Annotated in this window: 20 protein-coding genes and 1 pseudogene; 1 reads left to right on the top strand and 20 read right to left on the bottom strand. The window is 52.6% G+C overall.

Going from position 1 to position 17598, the window contains the following annotated elements:
- Positions 1-112: 112 nt before the first annotated feature.
- Positions 113-1144, bottom strand: a complete 1032-nt coding sequence (locus ACZ47Z_RS15585) for a sensor histidine kinase (protein ID WP_117461331.1) — start codon at positions 1142-1144, stop codon at positions 113-115.
- On the bottom strand, positions 1141-1824 hold the full coding sequence (locus tag ACZ47Z_RS15580) for a response regulator transcription factor (RefSeq protein ID WP_270664723.1): 684 nt from the start codon (positions 1822-1824) through the stop codon (positions 1141-1143). Before ACZ47Z_RS15580 ends, ACZ47Z_RS15585 begins: the two co-directional genes overlap by 4 nt.
- A 246-nt stretch (positions 1825-2070) precedes the next feature.
- Between ACZ47Z_RS15580 and ACZ47Z_RS15575 the strand changes: the two genes are divergently transcribed.
- The gene (locus ACZ47Z_RS15575) at positions 2071-2430 is read left to right on the top strand and encodes a helix-turn-helix domain-containing protein (protein WP_054754179.1); all 360 of its coding nucleotides are present in this window, start codon (positions 2071-2073) and stop codon (positions 2428-2430) included.
- Positions 2431-2630: 200 nt separating this feature from the next.
- Here ACZ47Z_RS15575 and ACZ47Z_RS15570 read toward each other — a convergent pair whose 3' ends face one another.
- The 18 genes and pseudogenes from ACZ47Z_RS15570 to ACZ47Z_RS15485 all read right to left on the bottom strand — a co-directional run bounded on the left by ACZ47Z_RS15570 (position 2631) and on the right by ACZ47Z_RS15485 (position 17360).
- On the bottom strand, positions 2631-3977 hold the full coding sequence (locus tag ACZ47Z_RS15570; protein ID WP_464526066.1) for a relaxase/mobilization nuclease domain-containing protein: 1347 nt from the start codon (positions 3975-3977) through the stop codon (positions 2631-2633).
- Between the two features lie 158 nt (positions 3978-4135).
- The gene (locus tag ACZ47Z_RS15565; RefSeq protein WP_003020363.1) at positions 4136-4483 is read right to left on the bottom strand and encodes a plasmid mobilization protein; all 348 of its coding nucleotides are present in this window, start codon (positions 4481-4483) and stop codon (positions 4136-4138) included.
- Positions 4480-4644, bottom strand: a complete 165-nt coding sequence (locus ACZ47Z_RS15560; RefSeq protein WP_014080207.1) for a hypothetical protein — start codon at positions 4642-4644, stop codon at positions 4480-4482. The genes ACZ47Z_RS15565 and ACZ47Z_RS15560 overlap by 4 nt, the downstream gene beginning before the upstream one ends.
- A 12-nt stretch (positions 4645-4656) precedes the next feature.
- Positions 4657-5241, bottom strand: coding sequence for a defense against restriction DarA-related protein (locus ACZ47Z_RS15555; RefSeq protein WP_118553447.1), 585 nt, complete (start codon positions 5239-5241; stop codon positions 4657-4659).
- A gap of 13 nt (positions 5242-5254) precedes the next feature.
- Positions 5255-6214, bottom strand: coding sequence for a hypothetical protein (locus ACZ47Z_RS15550; RefSeq protein WP_412358293.1), 960 nt, complete (start codon positions 6212-6214; stop codon positions 5255-5257).
- 179 nt (positions 6215-6393) lie between these two features.
- Positions 6394-6747 carry a cysteine-rich VLP domain-containing protein gene (locus tag ACZ47Z_RS15545; protein WP_118553448.1) on the bottom strand — a complete coding sequence of 118 codons (354 nt, stop codon included), beginning with the start codon at positions 6745-6747 and terminating at the stop codon, positions 6394-6396.
- A gap of 177 nt (positions 6748-6924) precedes the next feature.
- A complete protein-coding gene (locus ACZ47Z_RS15540; protein ID WP_464525727.1) occupies positions 6925-7674 on the bottom strand; it encodes a DUF4366 domain-containing protein in 750 nt (249 codons plus the stop codon).
- A gap of 2 nt (positions 7675-7676) precedes the next feature.
- Positions 7677-7931 (bottom strand): DUF4315 family protein, encoded by a 255-nt coding sequence (locus ACZ47Z_RS15535; RefSeq protein ID WP_014080213.1) that lies wholly within the window; start codon positions 7929-7931, stop codon positions 7677-7679.
- A gap of 14 nt (positions 7932-7945) precedes the next feature.
- Positions 7946-9664: a C40 family peptidase gene (locus tag ACZ47Z_RS15530; RefSeq protein WP_118553450.1), complete on the bottom strand. Its 1719-nt coding sequence runs from the start codon at positions 9662-9664 to the stop codon at positions 7946-7948.
- Positions 9645-12005: a VirB4-like conjugal transfer ATPase, CD1110 family gene (locus ACZ47Z_RS15525; RefSeq protein ID WP_181967583.1), complete on the bottom strand. Its 2361-nt coding sequence runs from the start codon at positions 12003-12005 to the stop codon at positions 9645-9647. Before ACZ47Z_RS15525 ends, ACZ47Z_RS15530 begins: the two co-directional genes overlap by 20 nt.
- A complete protein-coding gene (locus ACZ47Z_RS15520; protein ID WP_118523115.1) occupies positions 11962-12351 on the bottom strand; it encodes a PrgI family protein in 390 nt (129 codons plus the stop codon). Before ACZ47Z_RS15520 ends, ACZ47Z_RS15525 begins: the two co-directional genes overlap by 44 nt.
- Before the next feature lie 3 nt (positions 12352-12354).
- Positions 12355-12924, bottom strand: coding sequence for an MT-A70 family methyltransferase (locus tag ACZ47Z_RS15515; protein WP_257362322.1), 570 nt, complete (start codon positions 12922-12924; stop codon positions 12355-12357).
- 2 nt (positions 12925-12926) lie between these two features.
- On the bottom strand, positions 12927-13706 hold the full coding sequence (locus ACZ47Z_RS15510) for a DNA-methyltransferase (protein ID WP_464525726.1): 780 nt from the start codon (positions 13704-13706) through the stop codon (positions 12927-12929).
- Positions 13696-14427 carry a septation protein SpoVG family protein gene (locus ACZ47Z_RS15505; RefSeq protein ID WP_117536003.1) on the bottom strand — a complete coding sequence of 244 codons (732 nt, stop codon included), beginning with the start codon at positions 14425-14427 and terminating at the stop codon, positions 13696-13698. The genes ACZ47Z_RS15510 and ACZ47Z_RS15505 overlap by 11 nt, the downstream gene beginning before the upstream one ends.
- Before the next feature lie 15 nt (positions 14428-14442).
- On the bottom strand, positions 14443-15309 hold the full coding sequence (locus ACZ47Z_RS15500) for a VirB6/TrbL-like conjugal transfer protein, CD1112 family (RefSeq protein ID WP_014080220.1): 867 nt from the start codon (positions 15307-15309) through the stop codon (positions 14443-14445).
- Positions 15310-15320: 11 nt separating this feature from the next.
- Positions 15321-15401: pseudogene (locus ACZ47Z_RS15495) on the bottom strand (Maff2 family mobile element protein); the annotation flags it as partial.
- Positions 15402-15491: 90 nt separating this feature from the next.
- On the bottom strand, positions 15492-17162 hold the full coding sequence (locus ACZ47Z_RS15490; RefSeq protein WP_117142167.1) for a recombinase family protein: 1671 nt from the start codon (positions 17160-17162) through the stop codon (positions 15492-15494).
- Positions 17163-17360 (bottom strand): hypothetical protein, encoded by a 198-nt coding sequence (locus ACZ47Z_RS15485; RefSeq protein ID WP_004612761.1) that lies wholly within the window; start codon positions 17358-17360, stop codon positions 17163-17165.
- Positions 17361-17598 lie beyond the last annotated feature (238 nt).

The following is a 17598-nucleotide window of genomic DNA, read 5'->3' as shown; positions in this document are numbered from 1 at the left end:
TCTATCATAAAAGGTAAACCTCACAGAAATGTCACGGGAAACAAAATACCTCTGTTTAATTAAATCTCAAATGTCATAGGTCTGTGACATTTTGTTTTTTAGCGTACTTATTTTATTGTCGAGGCAGAAAGACGGAAAAAGTTGAACCCCTCCCAACCTCGGATGTTACCCGGATATAACCGCCTTGCAAGGTTACGATCTCACGAGCCAGATATAGACCAATACCAATTCCATCTACATCATGTACGATGTCCTCTCGATAGAAACGCTTGAAAATTGCTCCCTGATGCTGTTCTGAAATGCCAATGCCTGTATCTGCAATGTCGATTTTCACATACATTTCCCAACTTTCAACCGAAACACGGATTTGACCGCCCTCCGGCGTATATTTCACTGCATTGTCCAAAATATTGAACAGTGCTTCGCTTGTCCATTTTCTGTCATGGGAAACAACCAAGTTCTCCGGGCAGTCCACTTGAACATTGATCTGTTTTTTCTCGGCGTTCAGAAGAATACCTCCCAATGCGGCGGCAAGCGTGTCATAAAGCGGCTGGCTTTTCTTTTCCAGAGAAATAACACCTGTTTCCAAACGAGAGGTTTTAATCATAGCCTGCATGAGAAAATCCAGTTTATCAAGCTGGCTGGCCTGTGCCGTTAGAAACTCTTTTTGTTTTTGCACAGGGACTTCATTTTCAAGCAGAGTGCTGTTAATCATTTTCAAGTTCGCAATCGGGGTCTTGACCTGATGGGAGATGTCGGAAATCAGTTCTTGCAGGTCAGCCCGTTCTTGTGCAATGCCGTTCTTGTTTTCCTGCATGACTTCATATAAACGGTTCAGCCGATATTCAATTTTATAGAAAAGACTTTCTTCTTCCACAGTCTGTTTCGGCTGCATATTCCCGGATAACATATCATCCATTAAACTGCAAAAAGCATCGGAGAACATTGCCAGTTTGCGGCGAACCAGCACCATAAAACAAACAGCGCAAACCAGCACAAAAATGCCGAACAATAATACATACCAGACAGCGGTTATATTTTGGGTCAGCCCATACAAAGCTGCTGAAACCGTCCCCATTGCCACCAGCAGGAGAACAGCAAAAAAGATACAGGCTTTGTTGACGGAAAGTTTTCGCACATTCATTTCAGCACTCCTCCGATCCACATATAGCCCATACCATATACCGTTTTGATATACTGACGGTCAGGTGTTTCGATTTTGTTTCGTACCCGGCTGATCGCCGCAGTCAGAGCGTGTTCATCCACAAAATTTCCGTCTGCGTCCCACAGCTTTTCCAACAAGACTTGCCGGGTCAAAACAATCTGCGGATTTTTCATCAGGATTTTCAAAAGTCGATATTCCAGTGGGGTGAATGTAAGTGGCTTTCCTGATAGAGTAGCACTCATTTCTGAAAAATTGATGGTCAGTGTGCCATCCTCATAAGTATCACCACCATATTGTTTTGTCAGCCTACCCAGCACTACCGCTAATTTCTTTTGAAAGACGCTCATAGGGAAAGGTTTTGTCACATAATCCTCTGCGCCCAGTTCATACCCTTTGAGCATATCGCTTTCCATATCATTTGCGGTCAGAAAAATAATAACGGTATCAGGGCGACGCTCTTTTATTTCCCGGCAGAAGTCAAAACCGTTCCCGTCCGGCAAATTTACATCCAGCACAATCAGGTCATAGTCCTGCTTTGTCAAGAAACTACTGGCCACTGATTTTGTCAGTGCAGAATCAACCGTATAGCCCACAGTATTCAAGTTATAGCATAAAGTATTATTCAAAAGCCGATCATCCTCGACTACTAAAATTCGCATGGTATCACACTCCTTCATTTTCAGTATAGCACCCAAATGTCACAGAAACCTCACAATATTTCTGATTTTATTTTAGATACCAACCTCTGATCTTCGGGACAAATTGTCCCAAAGTTATAGGTATATTGTACCTCACATTTCCGCGATCATCAATTTTGCGTATGTGAAATTAAATAGTCAGTAGTATGAAATACACAGTCGTTCAAATAATATCACATGAAATGTAAAATCATATCAGGTGATGTTATGAAGATAGAACGAGATGAAAGACGCTTTGATTTTCACGATATAGGGCTCGCCATCAAGCGTGCAAGAGAAGCCAGCGGCATGACACAGGAGCAACTGGCCTATATTGTTGACCGCGCTCCGCGTACCATTATGTATAATGAAAATGATGGTCAGCATCCAAGCTTCAACACCTTTTATCAGATGGTTACAATGTTTGATATATCGGTGGATCAATACTTTTACCCGTCCCAGAATAGCGGGAGCGAGTGCAGGAAGCGGATTGATGCCATGTTGAACGCCTTGGACGAAAGAGAATTGAAAATCGTTGAAGCTACAATCCAAGCGATGAAAGCATCGAAAGAAACGGAGGAAACGTAAAAGAAAGCGTAACCTCCGTTTTTTGCGCCATGTTGCGGGTTGCGCGTTTTGGCAAGCAATTCGGGTGTGGCCACACTCCGAAATTTTTGCTGGCCGCAGGCCCGCAAAAATGCTTGTTGGGGAGCTCCCCAAACCCGCTGTACTTCGGGACAAATTGTCCCAAAGTCCCGGTGCGTTGCACCGTAGTCTGCGGCCCGTCACTATCGTTCCTGTGCCTTATTCTCACGCTCGTCCGTTATGCCGAGCAGATGATCAATGTTCGCTTTTATTGCCACGGCCTCCCGCATTTGCCGCTGGGCCTCCCGGTATTCTGCATAAAGCGCTTTCTTTTGTCCCGCCAGCTCACGGCGGGATTTTTTTAGTGCTTCAATCTTAGGGAGTTTTGCGCCGTTCAGTATGGTGTTCATAGTATCCTTTGCCGCCCGGTAAGTGGCAAGCTCCGCTTCGTGCTGGGCCAGATACTTTTTGCTGTACCGCGCAGCTTTGTATCCATCAAACACCGGGCGAGTCTTGGCATAGTCCACCGTGGCAGCCATCAGCTCCGAGGTTTTGGAAAGAGCCTCCTCCGTTGTGCGGAGCTCGTCAGACAGCTTGTGAAAGTGATCCACCGCAGCCTCGGTGCTGGCCGTCAGCGCCGCATAGTCTGTCAGATGATGCTCCTGCAAATACTGGAGCGCGGCGGCCATCTGTTTTAGGTTGTAGACCTTGGCCCATCGTTCATAGGCCGGGCCCTTGCCTTGGGCCATACGCTCTTGAATGTCGATGATGAGATTAACTCGCCGTGGCGGAACCGTGGGCTCCTCTGTCAGCTCAGGGAGTGGACGTTCCCCGGCAATTACTGCCTTGATGTCCTCCGGGTCAAATCCGGCTCCCAGTGTAGAAGCCCGGAGCCGAGTCGGTTTTTCCTGCCCGGGCGCAAGGAATGAGATGACACCGCCGCGTCCCTGTTTCACCGAAAAGCCGGACTCCTCCATGAGACGAAGAAAGTCGGCAAAGTCCGTGGGCTTTTTCTCCAAAGCGGCGAGAACAGCCAGCTGCACCCGCTGCTTGGCAGAGGGCGGCTTTTCCCCGATCCACTGGCCATAGTGAAGAAAGCGGCCCTTGCTGTGCTGGCGCGGATTTTGAATGACAGACAATTCATGTTCGATGCACACGCGGTCAGAGAGCCGCCGCAGGGCAAAGGACGAACCAATAAAATTATGAAATTTCCGGGAGCGGTCAAAGGCCGTTGCATTGAAATAAATGTGATTGTGGATATGGGCCTTATCGGTATGCGTACAGACAAAGAATTGATGTTTTCCCTTTGTCCAGCGCATCGCCGTTTCATAACCGATACGGTTTGCTTCTTCCGCCGTAACCTCCCCGGGCAGAAACGCCTGCCGGATCTGAAAGAACAGTGCCCCGCGAGATACGGCCCGGCCTGTCTCTGCAAGGTATTGACTTTTTACCAGAAGAAACTCGGCGGGAGCCGTGTTCGGATCGCAGAGATAGGAAGATACGGCTCCCAGCTTTTCCGGGTTCAGGCCATAGGTGAAACGATCCTCCATCGTTTGAATTGCACTTTTTCCCGCCGCTGTTTTATAAGGGCGGATGTAGGTGGTCGCCGTAAAAATCCCTCCTTCCGGCAAACAGTATTTTTACTTTGGGACACTTTGTCCCGAAGTAGAAAAAGCCGGGGAGCGGTATCAACCACTCCCCGGATGGGTCAGAGCTCTACCAGCGCGGAGAGCTGTTTCAAGAGATCAGACAGCGGCCCCCACAAAGCGGCATAGTCCCGCTGCAAGGCCGCGAGTTCTTCGGGATAAATCGCGCCGTAGGTGTTGGCTTGAATTGCCACTTGGTTCAGATTGTTGGAGCAGCGCCGCTGGAGCGAAACCAGCTCACGAACAGGCGAAAGGTCAACATGAAGCACATACCCACTCAGGGCCATTTTCCGCATATAGGCTCCCATGTTACGGATGCCAGCCTCCGCCATACGTTCTTGAATCAGGGCCTGCTCCGCCTCCGACACCATCACATGAAGATGGATCGGACGGCGGCGCTTTTTTGTCATCGCTCCTCACGCTCCCGGCTGCGGCAGGCGCGTGGCGGCTCCTTTACCTTATCCAGCGGCTTTTCCTGTTCGTCTGCTGGAACAGGGTGCGGCAAATGAAATTCACGGTGCAGGCGCAGCACCTCCAGTACAGACAATTCCTGTTCACGTTTCTTTTCCATATACGCACCTCCTTATCTATCGCCACGGTCAGGCTGCCTCCGTTGGGGAGCCGGAGCCTCCGAGCCGCGATCTGCCTCCGCCAACTTTGCCGCATTTTTCATCTGCTCGGCAATCGGACGGGGCCTGTCGGGATTATCAGGCGCAGGACGCAGCTCATAGTCGGATGCCTGTTTTTCCGTTAGCGGGCGGGTATAGGTAAGATAGCCCCAAGCCAAGAACGAGCCATTTTCCACCGGGATGCGCTGATCGTAATTGAAGATTTCATCCGGCTTGTTATAAGGCGGCTTCGGGAATGTCCCGATGTCCACAGGCCGCTGGGTCGAATAATACTTGTAAAGGCCGGGAGCCTCGGTCTGCCTGATCCCGATGTTATAAATACGCTGATAGTCCTGCACCCGGTCTGTGAAATCCTGTTCCATCGCGGTGCGGTCATTTCCATAGTGACCCCATTCATACTGCCGCTGGCCGTCCTTGTCATCATAGCAGGCCCATGTGACATAGCGGGATGGCGCGGTGGGATGTTCGCCCAATGCAAATCCTCGCCCATTTTCCAGCATGACCGCCTTCAAAATAGCATAGCCTTGATTTTTGTCCATAGTACACCTCCCATCATCGAGACATTTCTTTATTTTCTCTTTTCACAAACGGCTGGAGCTGATAGGGGCTTGTACCGTCCTCGGGTCGCAGAAAGTCTATCCGGGCCGCAGCACGGATAGCGTTCTGGTTAAGCTGCCGCTGCCATGCCCCTTGGCTGGGAGCCCACTTAAAGCCGTTGCTTTTCAGTTCCTGCCGCTGATCGGCATCGGGCTTTTCCTCAAAAATAAGCTGCAAACGATTTTCAGCCTCGTTGATTTTTGCCTCACCTCCGGGGAATGTCCAGCCAGCAAACTCGGAGCGGCTGCTCAGTTCCTCAATGCGCTGGCGCACACGGCGGATGTTGGCGTTGTTGTTGGAAAGCAGATAGGCGGGGTATGGCTTGCTTTTGTCCAAGTGCCATGACTGCGCCATATCTGCTTTGAGCTTTTCTGCCTGCTCCGGCGTAAGCTCCGGGCAGCCGTCCAGCGTTTTGTGTTTCCGAAAATACGCATTGACCGCCTTCATGGTGGCCTGCTGGGACTCCAGCCCCTCCAGCTTTTTTGTCAGCTTTTCCACGGCCAGATCGTCATCCGCGCTGATCCCACCCATTCCAACAGAGCGGATTTTATCAAGCAGCTTTGAAATCTCCGCATACTCTCCATAGTTGCGATCCCGGGCGGCGTTCTGCTTGTGTTTTTTTGTCACAGGGAAATTGCCGCCCCCGGAGATCAGAATAGAGGGCACCCGGGCATCAATCACATTGCGTTCATTCAGATTTTCCGCAAGTTTCCGGGCATAGCGATCCACCAGCGCGTCAATCTTATCATGGTACATTGGATCGACACGGGCTTTCTGGCGTTCCGCCGCTGCATACGCTTCATCGACCATTGCCCGGTAGCCCGCCGTAGCGGAGCCCGGCTGATAGTCAGAAAAGCTGTTCATATCTTTTGCCCGCTTTGCGGCTTCTTCATTGATCGGATAATATTTCGGCATAGTACCTCCTTCCACAAAAGCCGGAACTTTGGGACAAATTGTCCCAAAGCCCCGGCAGCTAAAATGTTGACAGCATCTCACGGAAACAGGGGCGGACGTAGAAACATACGCCTTCCGCAGAAAAGGGCCTTAAAAAGCCTTGCTACAAGCGGATTTGTGATGGTCTAATTGTCAACACATCAGCTCCGTTTTTTCCGCATATATTCCCGCTGCTGTCTGCGGTGTGCCGCCTTTGCACAGGCCGCCGAACAATAGGTTTGCCGTCCATCAGGAGCCACGGCTCTGCCGCATACCGGGCAAGCCTTGAAATCCGGCCTTGGCCCCTCTGTCAGCAACGCAGCCTCCAGCGCCGGATCAAGGGGCAGAACTGCCCCGCGGAAGTAGCGGCAATAAGCCCCTGTCCAGCATTTCCCAAACATATAGCACTCGCAATCCAGCGGCAGGCAGCCGCAGTCCCGGTCATAGTTGGCACACCATTTTGACACCAGCCTGCGGATTGCCGCTTTTTCTGTCCGGGTCAGTTCTCGGCCCACAGTATCACCTCCCGTTGCCCGGTGGTTTGAGCTGCTCCCGGTAGCAGAACACGCAGCCGATCCCGCGCCAGTAAGGGCAGCCGTCACAACGGGAGCCCTTCGGCGGCAGGCTTGGCGGCACACCCTTAAAGTAGCTTTTTTCTTTCATAAATCCCTCATAGGGGTTGTTGGTAAATCTCATTCATTATCCTCGCTTTCGGTATCGTCCTCGTCCCAAGGCGGCCCATCGTCCTCGGGATCGTCATAATCGACCAGTTCCTCACTGTAATCCTCTTCGGGTACAGCGGCTTTTTCATGCTTCGGGCGGTAGATTTTGAAGTACCAGCCTGCACCGCTGCCCAGCACAGCCACAGCCAAAATCAGCAGAAGCGTCCCGGTATTGCTTTTCTGCTGGGGCTCGGGTTCCGGCTCCTCCGCAGGTTCTGTCACCGGGGCGGGTTCGGGAGCTGTGCCAGCACACTCGGTCATGTTGACCGCACAGACCGCGCAATCCGTATGGATGGCTCCGGGCGCACATTTTTCTGTGCAGGAGCAGGCCGGAAGCTCTCCGCCAGCGGCCTCCAGTGCAGCCAGCAGATCGGCTTCATCCACCATGTTCAAAAAGTAGGTGTGATACTGTTCGCCGTCCTCGTCCACGGGCTTGTCATAGTCAATGACAATGTAAAAGGTGCTGCCGCCGTTGGTTTCCACCGTGATGAACTGTTTATTGGTTGCAGCATCATAGAGCAGATCGCGGGTCACAAGGTTTCCATCCTCCGAAAAGCCCTCGCCCGGGGTAATGGTAGGTGCAGGTTCCGGGGCCGGAGTTTCTTCCACAACAGGCGGTTCCTCATTTCCGCTGTCCGAATAGGCGTAGGCCGGAATCGCAAAGCCGCATAAAAGAACAGCGGAGCAAAGCCCCGCCGCCAACATACGAAAGTGTTTCATATTCAGTTTTCCTCCTTCTTTTCTTCTTCGGACTTCGGGACACTTTGTCCCAAAGTGCCACCGTCCTTCAGCTTTTCAAACAGCAGCGGGAGCTCCGTAAGGGAAATGCTCATGCCGCGCACAATGTCCACGATCTCGCTGTTTTCCGCCTCCAGCTTTTTCTGCTCCAGCTCCTTGAGCCGGGCCTGCTGTTCACTGATTTTAGCCTTGACCTTATCAATCTCGGCCTGAATTTTCATGCTTTTAGTAGTTGCCATTTCAAAACCTCCTGTCACGGTAAACGCCCGTAGGCGTAAAAATGAGATTGCCAGTAGCTTGTATTCAAATTTGCGTAGCCGATGGGATCTCCGCAATGCAGCATTTTCCCGTCACCGACATAAATCCCGCAATGGCTCACGCCCGGCGTGTCATAGGTGCCTTTGAAGAACACCAGATCACCGGGTTTGGGAGAGCTGGTCGGCGTACAGATGTTATAGAGCCCCTGGGCTCCCAGCCTGCCCACATTCCAGCCGGAGTGATTGATGACCCACGAAACGTACCCCGAGCAATCAAAGGAAGTGGCAGGAGAACTGCCTCCCCACACATAGGGATAGCCGATGTATTTCTGCGCTTCGGCAAGCATTGCAGCAAAGGTTTCATCGTCCAGATATTCTCCGGGCACTTCGTAATCACCGGGTTTCCCGGTAATGTACTTGTTCACATAGGGAGAATCTGGGAACAGATCGGGGCGATTTCCCAGCGTTGCCATATAGATGGCATATCGGGAAAGCTGATCCTCGCCCATAACGTACACAGGTACATGGGACAAATCAAAATTTTCCAACGTGACCGTACAGATGTAATAATCGTAAGGCACCTGATAGGTGTCCGTATGGGAGTTGCCGTCCTCGTCCGTCCATGTGTCGGTTTCCGTGCGATACCGGGTTTCCACCACCACATCCTCGGTCAAAATGTACTGGCGGTCAAAGAGCATTTGCAGCGTTCCCTGTACCTCGCCTATTGTCCATTGTCCCTCATGGAGCGCACACAAAAGAGAAAGCAGCACATAGGGATCATGTTCGATTTCGTCCAGATCGAAGTGGTATTCGTCATAGTCATGGGTGCTTTCATAGGTGTCCAGATAATGCTGTAAATCATCTTCCAGCGCACAGTAGGCAACTTCGGCGGCCAGCATATCACGATCCTCGCAAGGATAGGTGCTGGCTCCTAATGCACCGGCCCCGGCGTTCCCCAGCATAAGCATGGTAGAGGAACAGGACTGCATAGCAAACAGGAGTAACACACAGAGCACCGCAATCACAGCACCTGCGGGATGACTTTTGACAAATTCCACTGCCCGGGCAGTCAGGCGTTCTGTGGCTGTGGCAGTTTTCCCAGCCGCAGCCGCGCTCTGCTTTGCAGCCTCCTTTGCCTGCTTGCGGTATTGCCTGCGGAGCCGTTGCTTCTGCCAGTAGCGGGTAAGGGCATTTTTCGTCAGCTCCGGGTGCTCCTGTGCGGCGGTGTGAAAATGGTAGTCTGCCGTGTATTTGGTATAGCGGGCCTCGGCCTTGCGTACCACTTTTGCCGGATGTTCCCGGACTTTACGGCGCACAAAGCGGGAGCCGTGCCGCAGCGCGGTTTCTCCCACAAGCTCAGAACGGTGTGCGCCTTCTGTGCCGACATTTTCCTGTTCCACTTCAAAAATCTTGCCATGCACGAAGCTGTGAACGGAACCGCTGGCAACACGGCCTATGCGTTTTACCGGGCCGGGCTTTTTCGGCGGCTTTTGTTTTGCCAGCTTCTCCCGGGCCTGTTCCAGCTTTTCGCCTTGGGACTCCATACGGAGCTTTGCCGCCGCAGCCTGTTCCTGCTGGCTCTTTTTGCGGAACTTGGACTTTGGGACACTTTGTCCCGAAGTGTCGGAAGCCTCCGGCCCGGGCTGCTCCCCGTCAGGGGCGTGGGCGGTCTGCGACCAAGCCTCCTCCTTGGCCTTATTCGTTTTTCGTTTCATTCTTCATATCCTCCGGGCGGGTAGTCAGCAGGTCATAGATTTCTCCGCGAGGGAACCGATCCACAAACGGGATGGTCACATTTCCATAGAACAGCAGGCCCTCGCCGGAATTGCTGTGTGTGATATAGGAAAGCTGGTGCTCGGAAATACCGAGCTGTTTTGCCAGAATGGTACGGTCACTCTGCGCCTGCGAAAGCAGGATCATAAAATCCGTGTTATCCAGAATGTTCTCGATTTCCCGGCTGGCCAAAAGGTCTTTGACGTTCTGCGTTAAAGCAGACGGCACACATCCTTTTTTACGCAGCATTTTCCAGACCGCTACAAAGTAGCTGGCCGTCAGTGGATCGCGGAGCAGAATATGAAACTCGTCAAAGTAGCACCAAGTCGCCGCACCCTCGTGGAAGTTCTGATCCACCGCCTGCGAAACAAACTCATTTGTGATGTGCATTGCAATCTTTCTAAGGTTTTCGCCCATGTTTTTCAGAACGATGCACACCACACGGCTGTCCGTCTTGACGTTGGTAGGATGGTTAAAGAGATTGAGGGAGCCTGTGCAATAAAGCTCTAAGGCAGTTGCCACGCGCCGGGCTTCGGGCTCCGGCTGGCGTAAGAGCTCTTCGTACAAATCCTGCAACAGCGGTGTTTTTGCGGTTTCCAGTCCGAGCGCCTGCTCCCGATACACCAAACGCACACAGCGGTCAATGACCGTCTTTTCAATGGGCTGCAAGCCTTCCTTGCCGCCGACCACCAGCTCGCACAGGGATAAAAGAAAATCCGCCTTCATGGAAAGCGGGCTTTCTCCGGCGGCCATATTGAGCTCCACATCCATCGGATTGAGGTGGTGCGGGCTGTCCGGGGCAATCTCGATCACCTGGCCGCCCAGCCTTCGCACCAGCGGAGCGTATTCGCCCATCGGGTCAACCACGATGATCCGATCCTGCGGGATGGTGAGAAACACATTCAAGAGCTCGCGCTTTGCGGCAAAGCTCTTTCCGGAGCCCGTAGAACCCAAATACATCCCGTTTGCCGACTTCAGCTTTTTGCGGTCAGCCATGATGACATTGTGGGAAAGTGCGTTCATGCCATAGTAGAGGGCCTGCCCCGCCATGCGGAGCTCCCTTGTCATAAAAGGAATAAAGATGGCTGTGGAGCTGGTGGTCATACCGCGCTGGATTTCCACCTCGTTGTAACCAAGGGCCAACGAGGAAACAAAGCCCTGTTCCTGTTGCCAGTCCAGACGGCGCAGAGCGCAGTTGTATTTCTGCGCGATACCGCCCACGGTAAACACATCGTTTTCCAGCCGCTGGCGAGTAGGGGCAAGGTTTACCACCGTAAAGGTCAGCAGAAACATTCGCTCATTGCGGGATTGCAAATCAGCCAAAAGCTCCGCTGCGTCCTTGCTGAATGTGATCAGGTCAGGGGGAAGAATATCCGGGTCATAGCCGGAGCGCACAGCCTTTCTCTGTTCCTCCACTTTCATTTTTCCGATGTCCGAGATTTTCCCCTTGATGGTCTTGATTGCCTTGAGCTGATCCACGGTCTGAATGTGCATGGTCACAGTCATTTCTGCATCCAGCTCCAAGATTTCCGCCAGCAGCTTATCCGAAAGCTCCGATGCCATAATCTGCAAATAGGACACCGCACCCCAATACTGGCCGATGCGGAATGTGCGGGACTGGCGGAAGTCGAGACTGTCCGGGGCAATAAAGTCTTTTGTGCCAAGCCCGGTCTGTGGGATGTCTTTCCACGAAAAGCGGAACGCCTCGCGGCTCCCCGGATGCATCTGGCTATGAAGCAGCGCAAGGCGGGCCCGCCCGTCCATCGGCTCCGAGGGAACGCCCAGCCGCTTAAAGTTTCCCATGACATCGGCCTCCACACGCTCCAGTCGGGGCCGTGCCTCCGTAATCCCCTCGGCGGGTATGCCAAAGGTGATGTATTTTGAGCGTTCAATGCCGTTATTGCTTTTGGCAATCTGATTTTTCAGCATCCCGGTAAACTCGTCCCGGACGCTGTTATAGTTGTCATCCGCTTTCGGGATATTGACCTGATAGCGGCTGCGGGAATGAGAACGGCGGTTGATAAAGGAAAGCTGGAACGGCAGCGAACTGTCAAAGTAGTTGAGAAATGAGCTCCATCCGCTGAATATGGCGGTCTGATCCTCGGTGGATGCCACGGAGTAATTGATGTCCTCATATTCTACGGTTTTTGTATAGAGCCCGCCCGGGAGCTTGCACACACCGTCCGGGTGCATGGACAGATACGGGATTGTCTGCTGAGCAGACAGGGTCGCCCGGCCTTTACCCTTGGCGGCGGCTCCGTTTTTCTTCTTTGTGTTTTTCAATCACATCCTCCTTTCCAGCGCCCGGCCCGGCAAAGGGCGCATAAATGTTTTCGGTTCGGTAGGCCCTGATCCCCGGCCTTAGAAACTTGGCCCGGATGATGTTTCGCACAACCTTTTCAAAGGGCAAGCCGTCCTTTTCATACATCGCCAGCAGGAACGCCGGGAGCATAATTCCCAGCATGAGAAACATCGCCCCGGTATTGCCGAGGGTGCCACGGGTCAGCAGATAGGCCGGAATCCCCACTGCGCCCGCGCTGCCGAAGCAGACAAGCTGGCGGCGGGTGAGGTTGAAAGCCATCTTTGTTTTGATTTTGGATAAATCGTTTGGTACGTTTACATAGGGCATAGATCACACTCCTTTCTGCACTTCGGGACAATGTGTCCCAAAGTCCGGGATGGTTGGTGTTACTTCATTCCCCCATACAGCCCAACCGGGCGGGGTCTGCCTGGCAAAGAGCTCCACGCGGGGCAGATCGCCCATCAGGGAAATAATTTTGTCGCGGGCCTCGTCCGGTTTTTTGCTGTGGGCCTCAATCGGGGAAACGATAAATTGATGGATGTTGGCAGCCTGCCGCTTCGGGTGGCCCTTGGTTGCCAGCAGGCAGATTTCTGCATTGCCCCTTGTCCAGAAGCCAAGGCCGTAAAACCAGCTATCCGCCTTCTTGTTCTTTTTCAGCCAGACGAAAGCAACGGATTTATAGGTGAAGCCCCAAGCCTCGATCAGCCGGAGCGCCTCCGGGAGCTGCGGGAAAGTGGCCCATAAAAAGAGTGCGCTGTCCGGGGCTGCAAGATCAGCCACAGGCAACGCACATAAATCCTCAATGCTCATAGTGGGATAATGATTTTCCGCCGCGCCCTGTACTTTCTTAGCCGAGTAGCGCCAAGGGGGATCGGCGTAAATGATAGAATACTGCTGGATAATTACACTCCTTTCTCGCCAGAGCTTTTTACTGCCTGCGCCGCACGAATACGCTCACTGGCTGCGGCATAAAAGGCCGGGGCCGTTTCAAAGCATACAAAGCGGCGTTCTGTGTTGATAGCTGCAATCGCGGTTGTGCCGGAGCCCGCGCAAATGTCCGCGACCAATTCGCCGGGGCGGGTATAGGTGCGGATCAGATACTCACAAAGCTCCACGGGCTTCTGTGTGGGATGGATGCCGCCGGACACCGTAGGCACAAAAAGCACATTTCCGGGATAGCGGCGGCCATCGTTGGACTCGGAGCCCTGCCGTTCAAATTTCCCATAGTTAGAGCTTGTACCGCTTCGGAAATGAACACGGGTATATGGCTTGCCGTAAGTAAACTGTGGATTGTAGACCGGGGACTTTTGGTAAAACACCAAGATGTTCTCGGACTTTTTCAGCGGAGCCCGGTTTGCATTGAGAAAGCCCGTTCCGCGCTCTTTGTACCAAATCCACTCATAGCGGAGCATGGCGAGGTTGGATGCGCCCAGCACCTTGTCAAAGGGGCACTGTGCGAAAAACAGCACCGCGCCATTCGGCTTGACCGCCCATTTCACCGCCTCCCACAGCTCCGGGAGCGGCAGGGGCACATCCCAATAATTCCGGGTTGTGCCGTAGGGCGGATCAGTCAGCAGCATATCCACGCTATGTTTTGGCAAAGAACGCAGGCCCTCGATGCCGTCCATGAGAAACAAGCCTTCCTTCGGGACACTTTGTCCCAAAGTGCGGCTATCGGTCATTGCGGGCCTCCTTTTCCTTGGCAGGCGCAGGCCGGGCGGCGTTTTCTTTTCCTGCCTGCTTTGCGGCCTCGGCCATCTGCTCCTTGATCGGGGCAGGCCGTATCGCCTGAGCCCGCGCAACAAGCTGTTCCACCGCCGCATGATACGCTTCCACACCAGCCGCGTTAATCCGTTCCTGTGTGGCTCGGTCAGGAATCCGAACCGTAGCCCGGTATCCCGTCCGGCTGGCAGGATCGGGCTTAGAGGGAGCACCGAGGAAAATCCCATTTTTCCCGTCCACAACCTTAAAATCATCGATGACCACACCGCCAAAATTGACGCTGGCGAAGCCGATCAACTTTCCCTGCGGCTCAATCGGACGAACAGATACCGTGATCGGAACAACCGCCTCCTGCAAGATGGCATCCGTCCGCATTTTTACTGCCTCGTCAATGCTAACGCCCTTGACTTCCGCAAGCTCCGCGATGGGAGCATCAAACAGCCAGCGCCGTTCCTCCGCAGCAATCTGCTCCGGGGTCAGCAATACATCGTCCTTCTTACTCAGATAAAATTCCTCCTTTCCGCTTGCCGGAGCAGGCTGGGCGGGATCGTCCATCAGCTCTTTCCTTTGCAGGACGGCCTCTGTTTCCACCATAAAGCGGTAAGCATCCGCCTCAGTAAACTCCTCCGGCGTTTTTCCATTCCATAAGCGCGTTCCATCCGCCCCGTATCTTCTCGGCATAAGCACCACCTCCTGTTAATGAGCGCCAAAGATACGCTGGGCAATGCTCCCGGTCTTAAAGAGCATGAAGCAAAGCAGAACCGTGTAGCCCACAGTTCCCCAAATCGCCCCAATGGGATCGCCGCTTGTTGCGATGCCTTGAATGAGCACTGCGTAAATTGCAACACATACAAGGATCAGCAGCCCTTGAAAGCCCACGGCAAACAGGGACTTGATGTAGTTTTGCCCGGTGCTGCCAAGCTCCCGGTTGGAAAGCGTAGCAACGGGGATGGGTGCCAGACTGGTCAGCAGATAGATTTCCAGCATCCTGCCATACACCAAAACGAAAATGATAATCCCCATCGCCTTCATCGTGAAGCCAATGAGCGCAGACTGCAGCCACAGCCCCAAAAGTGGCCCCAAGTCCATCGCCTCCAGCGAGGTTTCCAGTTCGGCAAGCATATCCGCCGAAACATCGGTGGAGCCTTGAATGAGCCCGCCTGCCTGTGCGATAACGCTCTGCGACACATCGAACACAGCCATGACGATATTGAATGTATTTGACAGGATTAAGATTGCACAGGCTGTTTTGAACATCCATTTATAGAGGTTCGCAACGTCAACCTCGTGCATATTGTTCTTTTCCAAAAGCATCTGTATGAGCTCATAAGTGGCAACAAAGGTCAGCACCATTCCGGCAATCGGCAGGATCACCGTTTCGGAAAGCTGTCGGATCAGGGAGAAAACCCCGGCGTGCCACGCCGCCGGGGTAGTCCCTACCTGTGCCGCAATCTCTCCGACTTGGGTATTGACGGTATCAAAAAGCCCTTCGAGGTTTCCCATAATCCCGCCAATCAGAAGCTCTTTGAGCCAGTTTGTGAGCCAGTCGGTGAGAAAATCCATAAGCGCCTACCTTAAAACAGGCCAGACAGCAGAGGGATCAGTGTGGTGCCAATGACGATGATGCCGCCGCCCGCCATGAGCTGTTTTATCCCCAATTAGGTGTAAAATTCTGCTCGATGGCGGGCGGCGGCGTACAAAAAATCTATATGGTATTTTTAAGAGAACCGTCCCGGCGGGACAGGTCAGGCAGTGACCTGTTCCACCTCCGGGATGGGTTTGAGATTAAAATGAATTTCGATAGAAATGTGTCTTGTTTTATCTTCGTCAATGCGCTCATGCACGACGATTTCTTTGATTAAGCGGTTGAGGGTGGCTGCGTCCAACTCTGTGATGTTGGCATATTCCTGAATGGCTTCCACCCATTGTTTTGCGTCATTGGCAAGCTGGACTTCATCGGACAGCCGCTTCCTGCCTTCGGACACTCTGGTTTTAAGCTCCGTCTGCTCGGTCTGTGTCTTTTCCAGCATGGTGTTGAAATTCTGCTCACTGATACGCCCTGCAATCATATCTTCATAAAGCCGCATTACCATTTTGTCCAGAACCTCAATCCGTTCCTCGTCCCTTGTAAGGGAGCGTTCCATTGCTTCCCGCTGTTCCCGCTGCTCGGCTTCACAGGTATTGGTCAAGCGGTCGGCAACCGCTTCCCCGTCCATCAGGGCGGCTCTGGCACATTCCCGGATTTTCCGCAGCACATGGCTGTAAAGGGTGTCATAGTCAATCCGGTGCTGGGTGCAGTGGTTCTTTCCAAAGGCATTGTAGGTCTTGCAGGAATAAATCTGCTGGGGATGTTTTGCGTTTGTGTAGCGTATCGTCAGCGACTTCCCACACTCGCCGCATTTTATCAGTCCGGCAAACAGGCTGATTTCATTGGTCTGCCCCGGACGCTGGCGGGACTTTAGCTTGTTCTGCACAATATCAAAGCTCATGCGGTCAATCAGCGGTTCATGCTGTCCCTCCACCACAATCCAGTCCTCCGGTTTCTTTTCCCCAATCGTGCCGATTTTGAAACGGTAGTCTTTTTTCTGGGAAGCAATCGCCCCGGTGTAGACGGGATTCATCAAAAGGTCTTTGATAACGGAGAAGTCCCACATATACCGCCCGTTTTCCGGGTCTTTCTTTTCCCATTTGGTGCGGGTATTGCGAAGCCCCCGTTCCCGGTTCCACCATGTGGGGCAGGGGATTTTTTCTTCCTCCAGCCGTCTGCGGATATAGTTCGGACCATGACCGTTTAGGGCATATCCGAAAATCAGCCGCACAATCGGGGCGGTTTCCTCGTCAATGAGCAGATGGTTTTTGTCCTCTGGGTCTTTCCGATACCCAAACGGGGCAAGACACCCGGTAAACTGTCCTTTCTGCGCTTTCAGAAGATAAGAGGAATGGACTTTCTTGGAAATATCCTTGCTGTACATCTCGTTCAGGATATTCTTGAACGGGGCGATGTCGTTGTTATCCCGCAGGGTGTCGATACCGTCATTCATGGCGATATAGCGGACACCGTTTCTTGGGAAAAAGTCCTCAATCAAATGCCCGGTTTGCAGATAGTTACGCCCCAGTCGGCTGAGGTCTTTCGTGATGACAAGGTTGATCTGCCTGCGCTCAATGGCTCTCAACATTCTCTGTAAATCAGGACGCTCCATATTAAGACCTGTGAAGCCATCGTCCTGATAGACTGCCACAACCTCCCATCCCTGCTTTTCGCAGTATTTTTCCAGCATATCACGCTGGTTTGCGATACTGGCACTTTCGCCTTGCAGGTCATCGTCCTTTGACAGTCTGCAATAGACCGCTGCACGATAGCCCCCGGCAAGTGCTTTTCCGATTGTTCTATATTCCATTTCGTTCATCATAGCCATTTACCCACACAATCCAGACGGTATCTGGCTCTTTTGAACCTCATCTTCATTATACTTCAAATCTTTCTTTTTAGCAAGATATTCTTTCGTATTTGTCTTGCCGTATTTCTGGGAAATCAGGCTGACGAACACATCAGTAGCGTCCAGTTCCCCGTCAAATACAGTGGTCACATGAATCTCTGTTTTGTTTTTTGCCATAGGCAGTTATCCTCCATACATGAAAATAGCCAGACAGAGGGTGTCGGCAACGAAGTCCGGCAACGGGCTTCAAAAGACCTTGCAAACAATCTCAATCTGGCGATGGTTACTATTTATACTTTTCTTTTATTTTTCTGTTGTTTTGGTTGTCATAGGGGAGAAAAGCCGATAGTTTCGGGATTTTCCCCGGCAACCGGCTCGGCAACGGGATAGCAACAGGGGGTGCAACGGGCTGTCA

This window comes from Mediterraneibacter faecis, assembly GCF_055383675.1.
Note: the sequence above shows the minus strand (reverse complement) of the source record. Positions and strands in the feature narration are given on the sequence as shown.

What these genes read in the sequence shown, in the direction of transcription:
- ACZ47Z_RS15585 (WP_117461331.1), bottom strand. Translation starts at nt 1,144, where the DNA reads ATGAATGTGCGAAAACTTTCCGTCAACAAAGCCTGTATCTTTTTTGCT.
- ACZ47Z_RS15580 (WP_270664723.1), bottom strand. Translation starts at nt 1,824, where the DNA reads ATGCGAATTTTAGTAGTCGAGGATGATCGGCTTTTGAATAATACTTTA.
- ACZ47Z_RS15575 (WP_054754179.1), top strand. Translation starts at nt 2,071, where the DNA reads ATGAAGATAGAACGAGATGAAAGACGCTTTGATTTTCACGATATAGGG.
- ACZ47Z_RS15570 (WP_464526066.1), bottom strand. Translation starts at nt 3,977, where the DNA reads ATGGAGGATCGTTTCACCTATGGCCTGAACCCGGAAAAGCTGGGAGCC.
- ACZ47Z_RS15565 (WP_003020363.1), bottom strand. Translation starts at nt 4,483, where the DNA reads ATGACAAAAAAGCGCCGCCGTCCGATCCATCTTCATGTGATGGTGTCG.
- ACZ47Z_RS15560 (WP_014080207.1), bottom strand. Translation starts at nt 4,644, where the DNA reads ATGGAAAAGAAACGTGAACAGGAATTGTCTGTACTGGAGGTGCTGCGC.
- ACZ47Z_RS15555 (WP_118553447.1), bottom strand. Translation starts at nt 5,241, where the DNA reads ATGGACAAAAATCAAGGCTATGCTATTTTGAAGGCGGTCATGCTGGAA.
- ACZ47Z_RS15550 (WP_412358293.1), bottom strand. Translation starts at nt 6,214, where the DNA reads ATGCCGAAATATTATCCGATCAATGAAGAAGCCGCAAAGCGGGCAAAA.
- ACZ47Z_RS15540 (WP_464525727.1), bottom strand. Translation starts at nt 7,674, where the DNA reads ATGAAACACTTTCGTATGTTGGCGGCGGGGCTTTGCTCCGCTGTTCTT.
- ACZ47Z_RS15535 (WP_014080213.1), bottom strand. Translation starts at nt 7,931, where the DNA reads ATGGCAACTACTAAAAGCATGAAAATTCAGGCCGAGATTGATAAGGTC.
- ACZ47Z_RS15530 (WP_118553450.1), bottom strand. Translation starts at nt 9,664, where the DNA reads ATGAAACGAAAAACGAATAAGGCCAAGGAGGAGGCTTGGTCGCAGACC.
- ACZ47Z_RS15520 (WP_118523115.1), bottom strand. Translation starts at nt 12,351, where the DNA reads ATGCCCTATGTAAACGTACCAAACGATTTATCCAAAATCAAAACAAAG.
- ACZ47Z_RS15510 (WP_464525726.1), bottom strand. Translation starts at nt 13,706, where the DNA reads ATGACCGATAGCCGCACTTTGGGACAAAGTGTCCCGAAGGAAGGCTTG.
- ACZ47Z_RS15505 (WP_117536003.1), bottom strand. Translation starts at nt 14,427, where the DNA reads ATGCCGAGAAGATACGGGGCGGATGGAACGCGCTTATGGAATGGAAAA.
- ACZ47Z_RS15500 (WP_014080220.1), bottom strand. Translation starts at nt 15,309, where the DNA reads ATGGATTTTCTCACCGACTGGCTCACAAACTGGCTCAAAGAGCTTCTG.
- ACZ47Z_RS15490 (WP_117142167.1), bottom strand. Translation starts at nt 17,162, where the DNA reads ATGGCTATGATGAACGAAATGGAATATAGAACAATCGGAAAAGCACTT.
- ACZ47Z_RS15485 (WP_004612761.1), bottom strand. Translation starts at nt 17,360, where the DNA reads ATGGCAAAAAACAAAACAGAGATTCATGTGACCACTGTATTTGACGGG.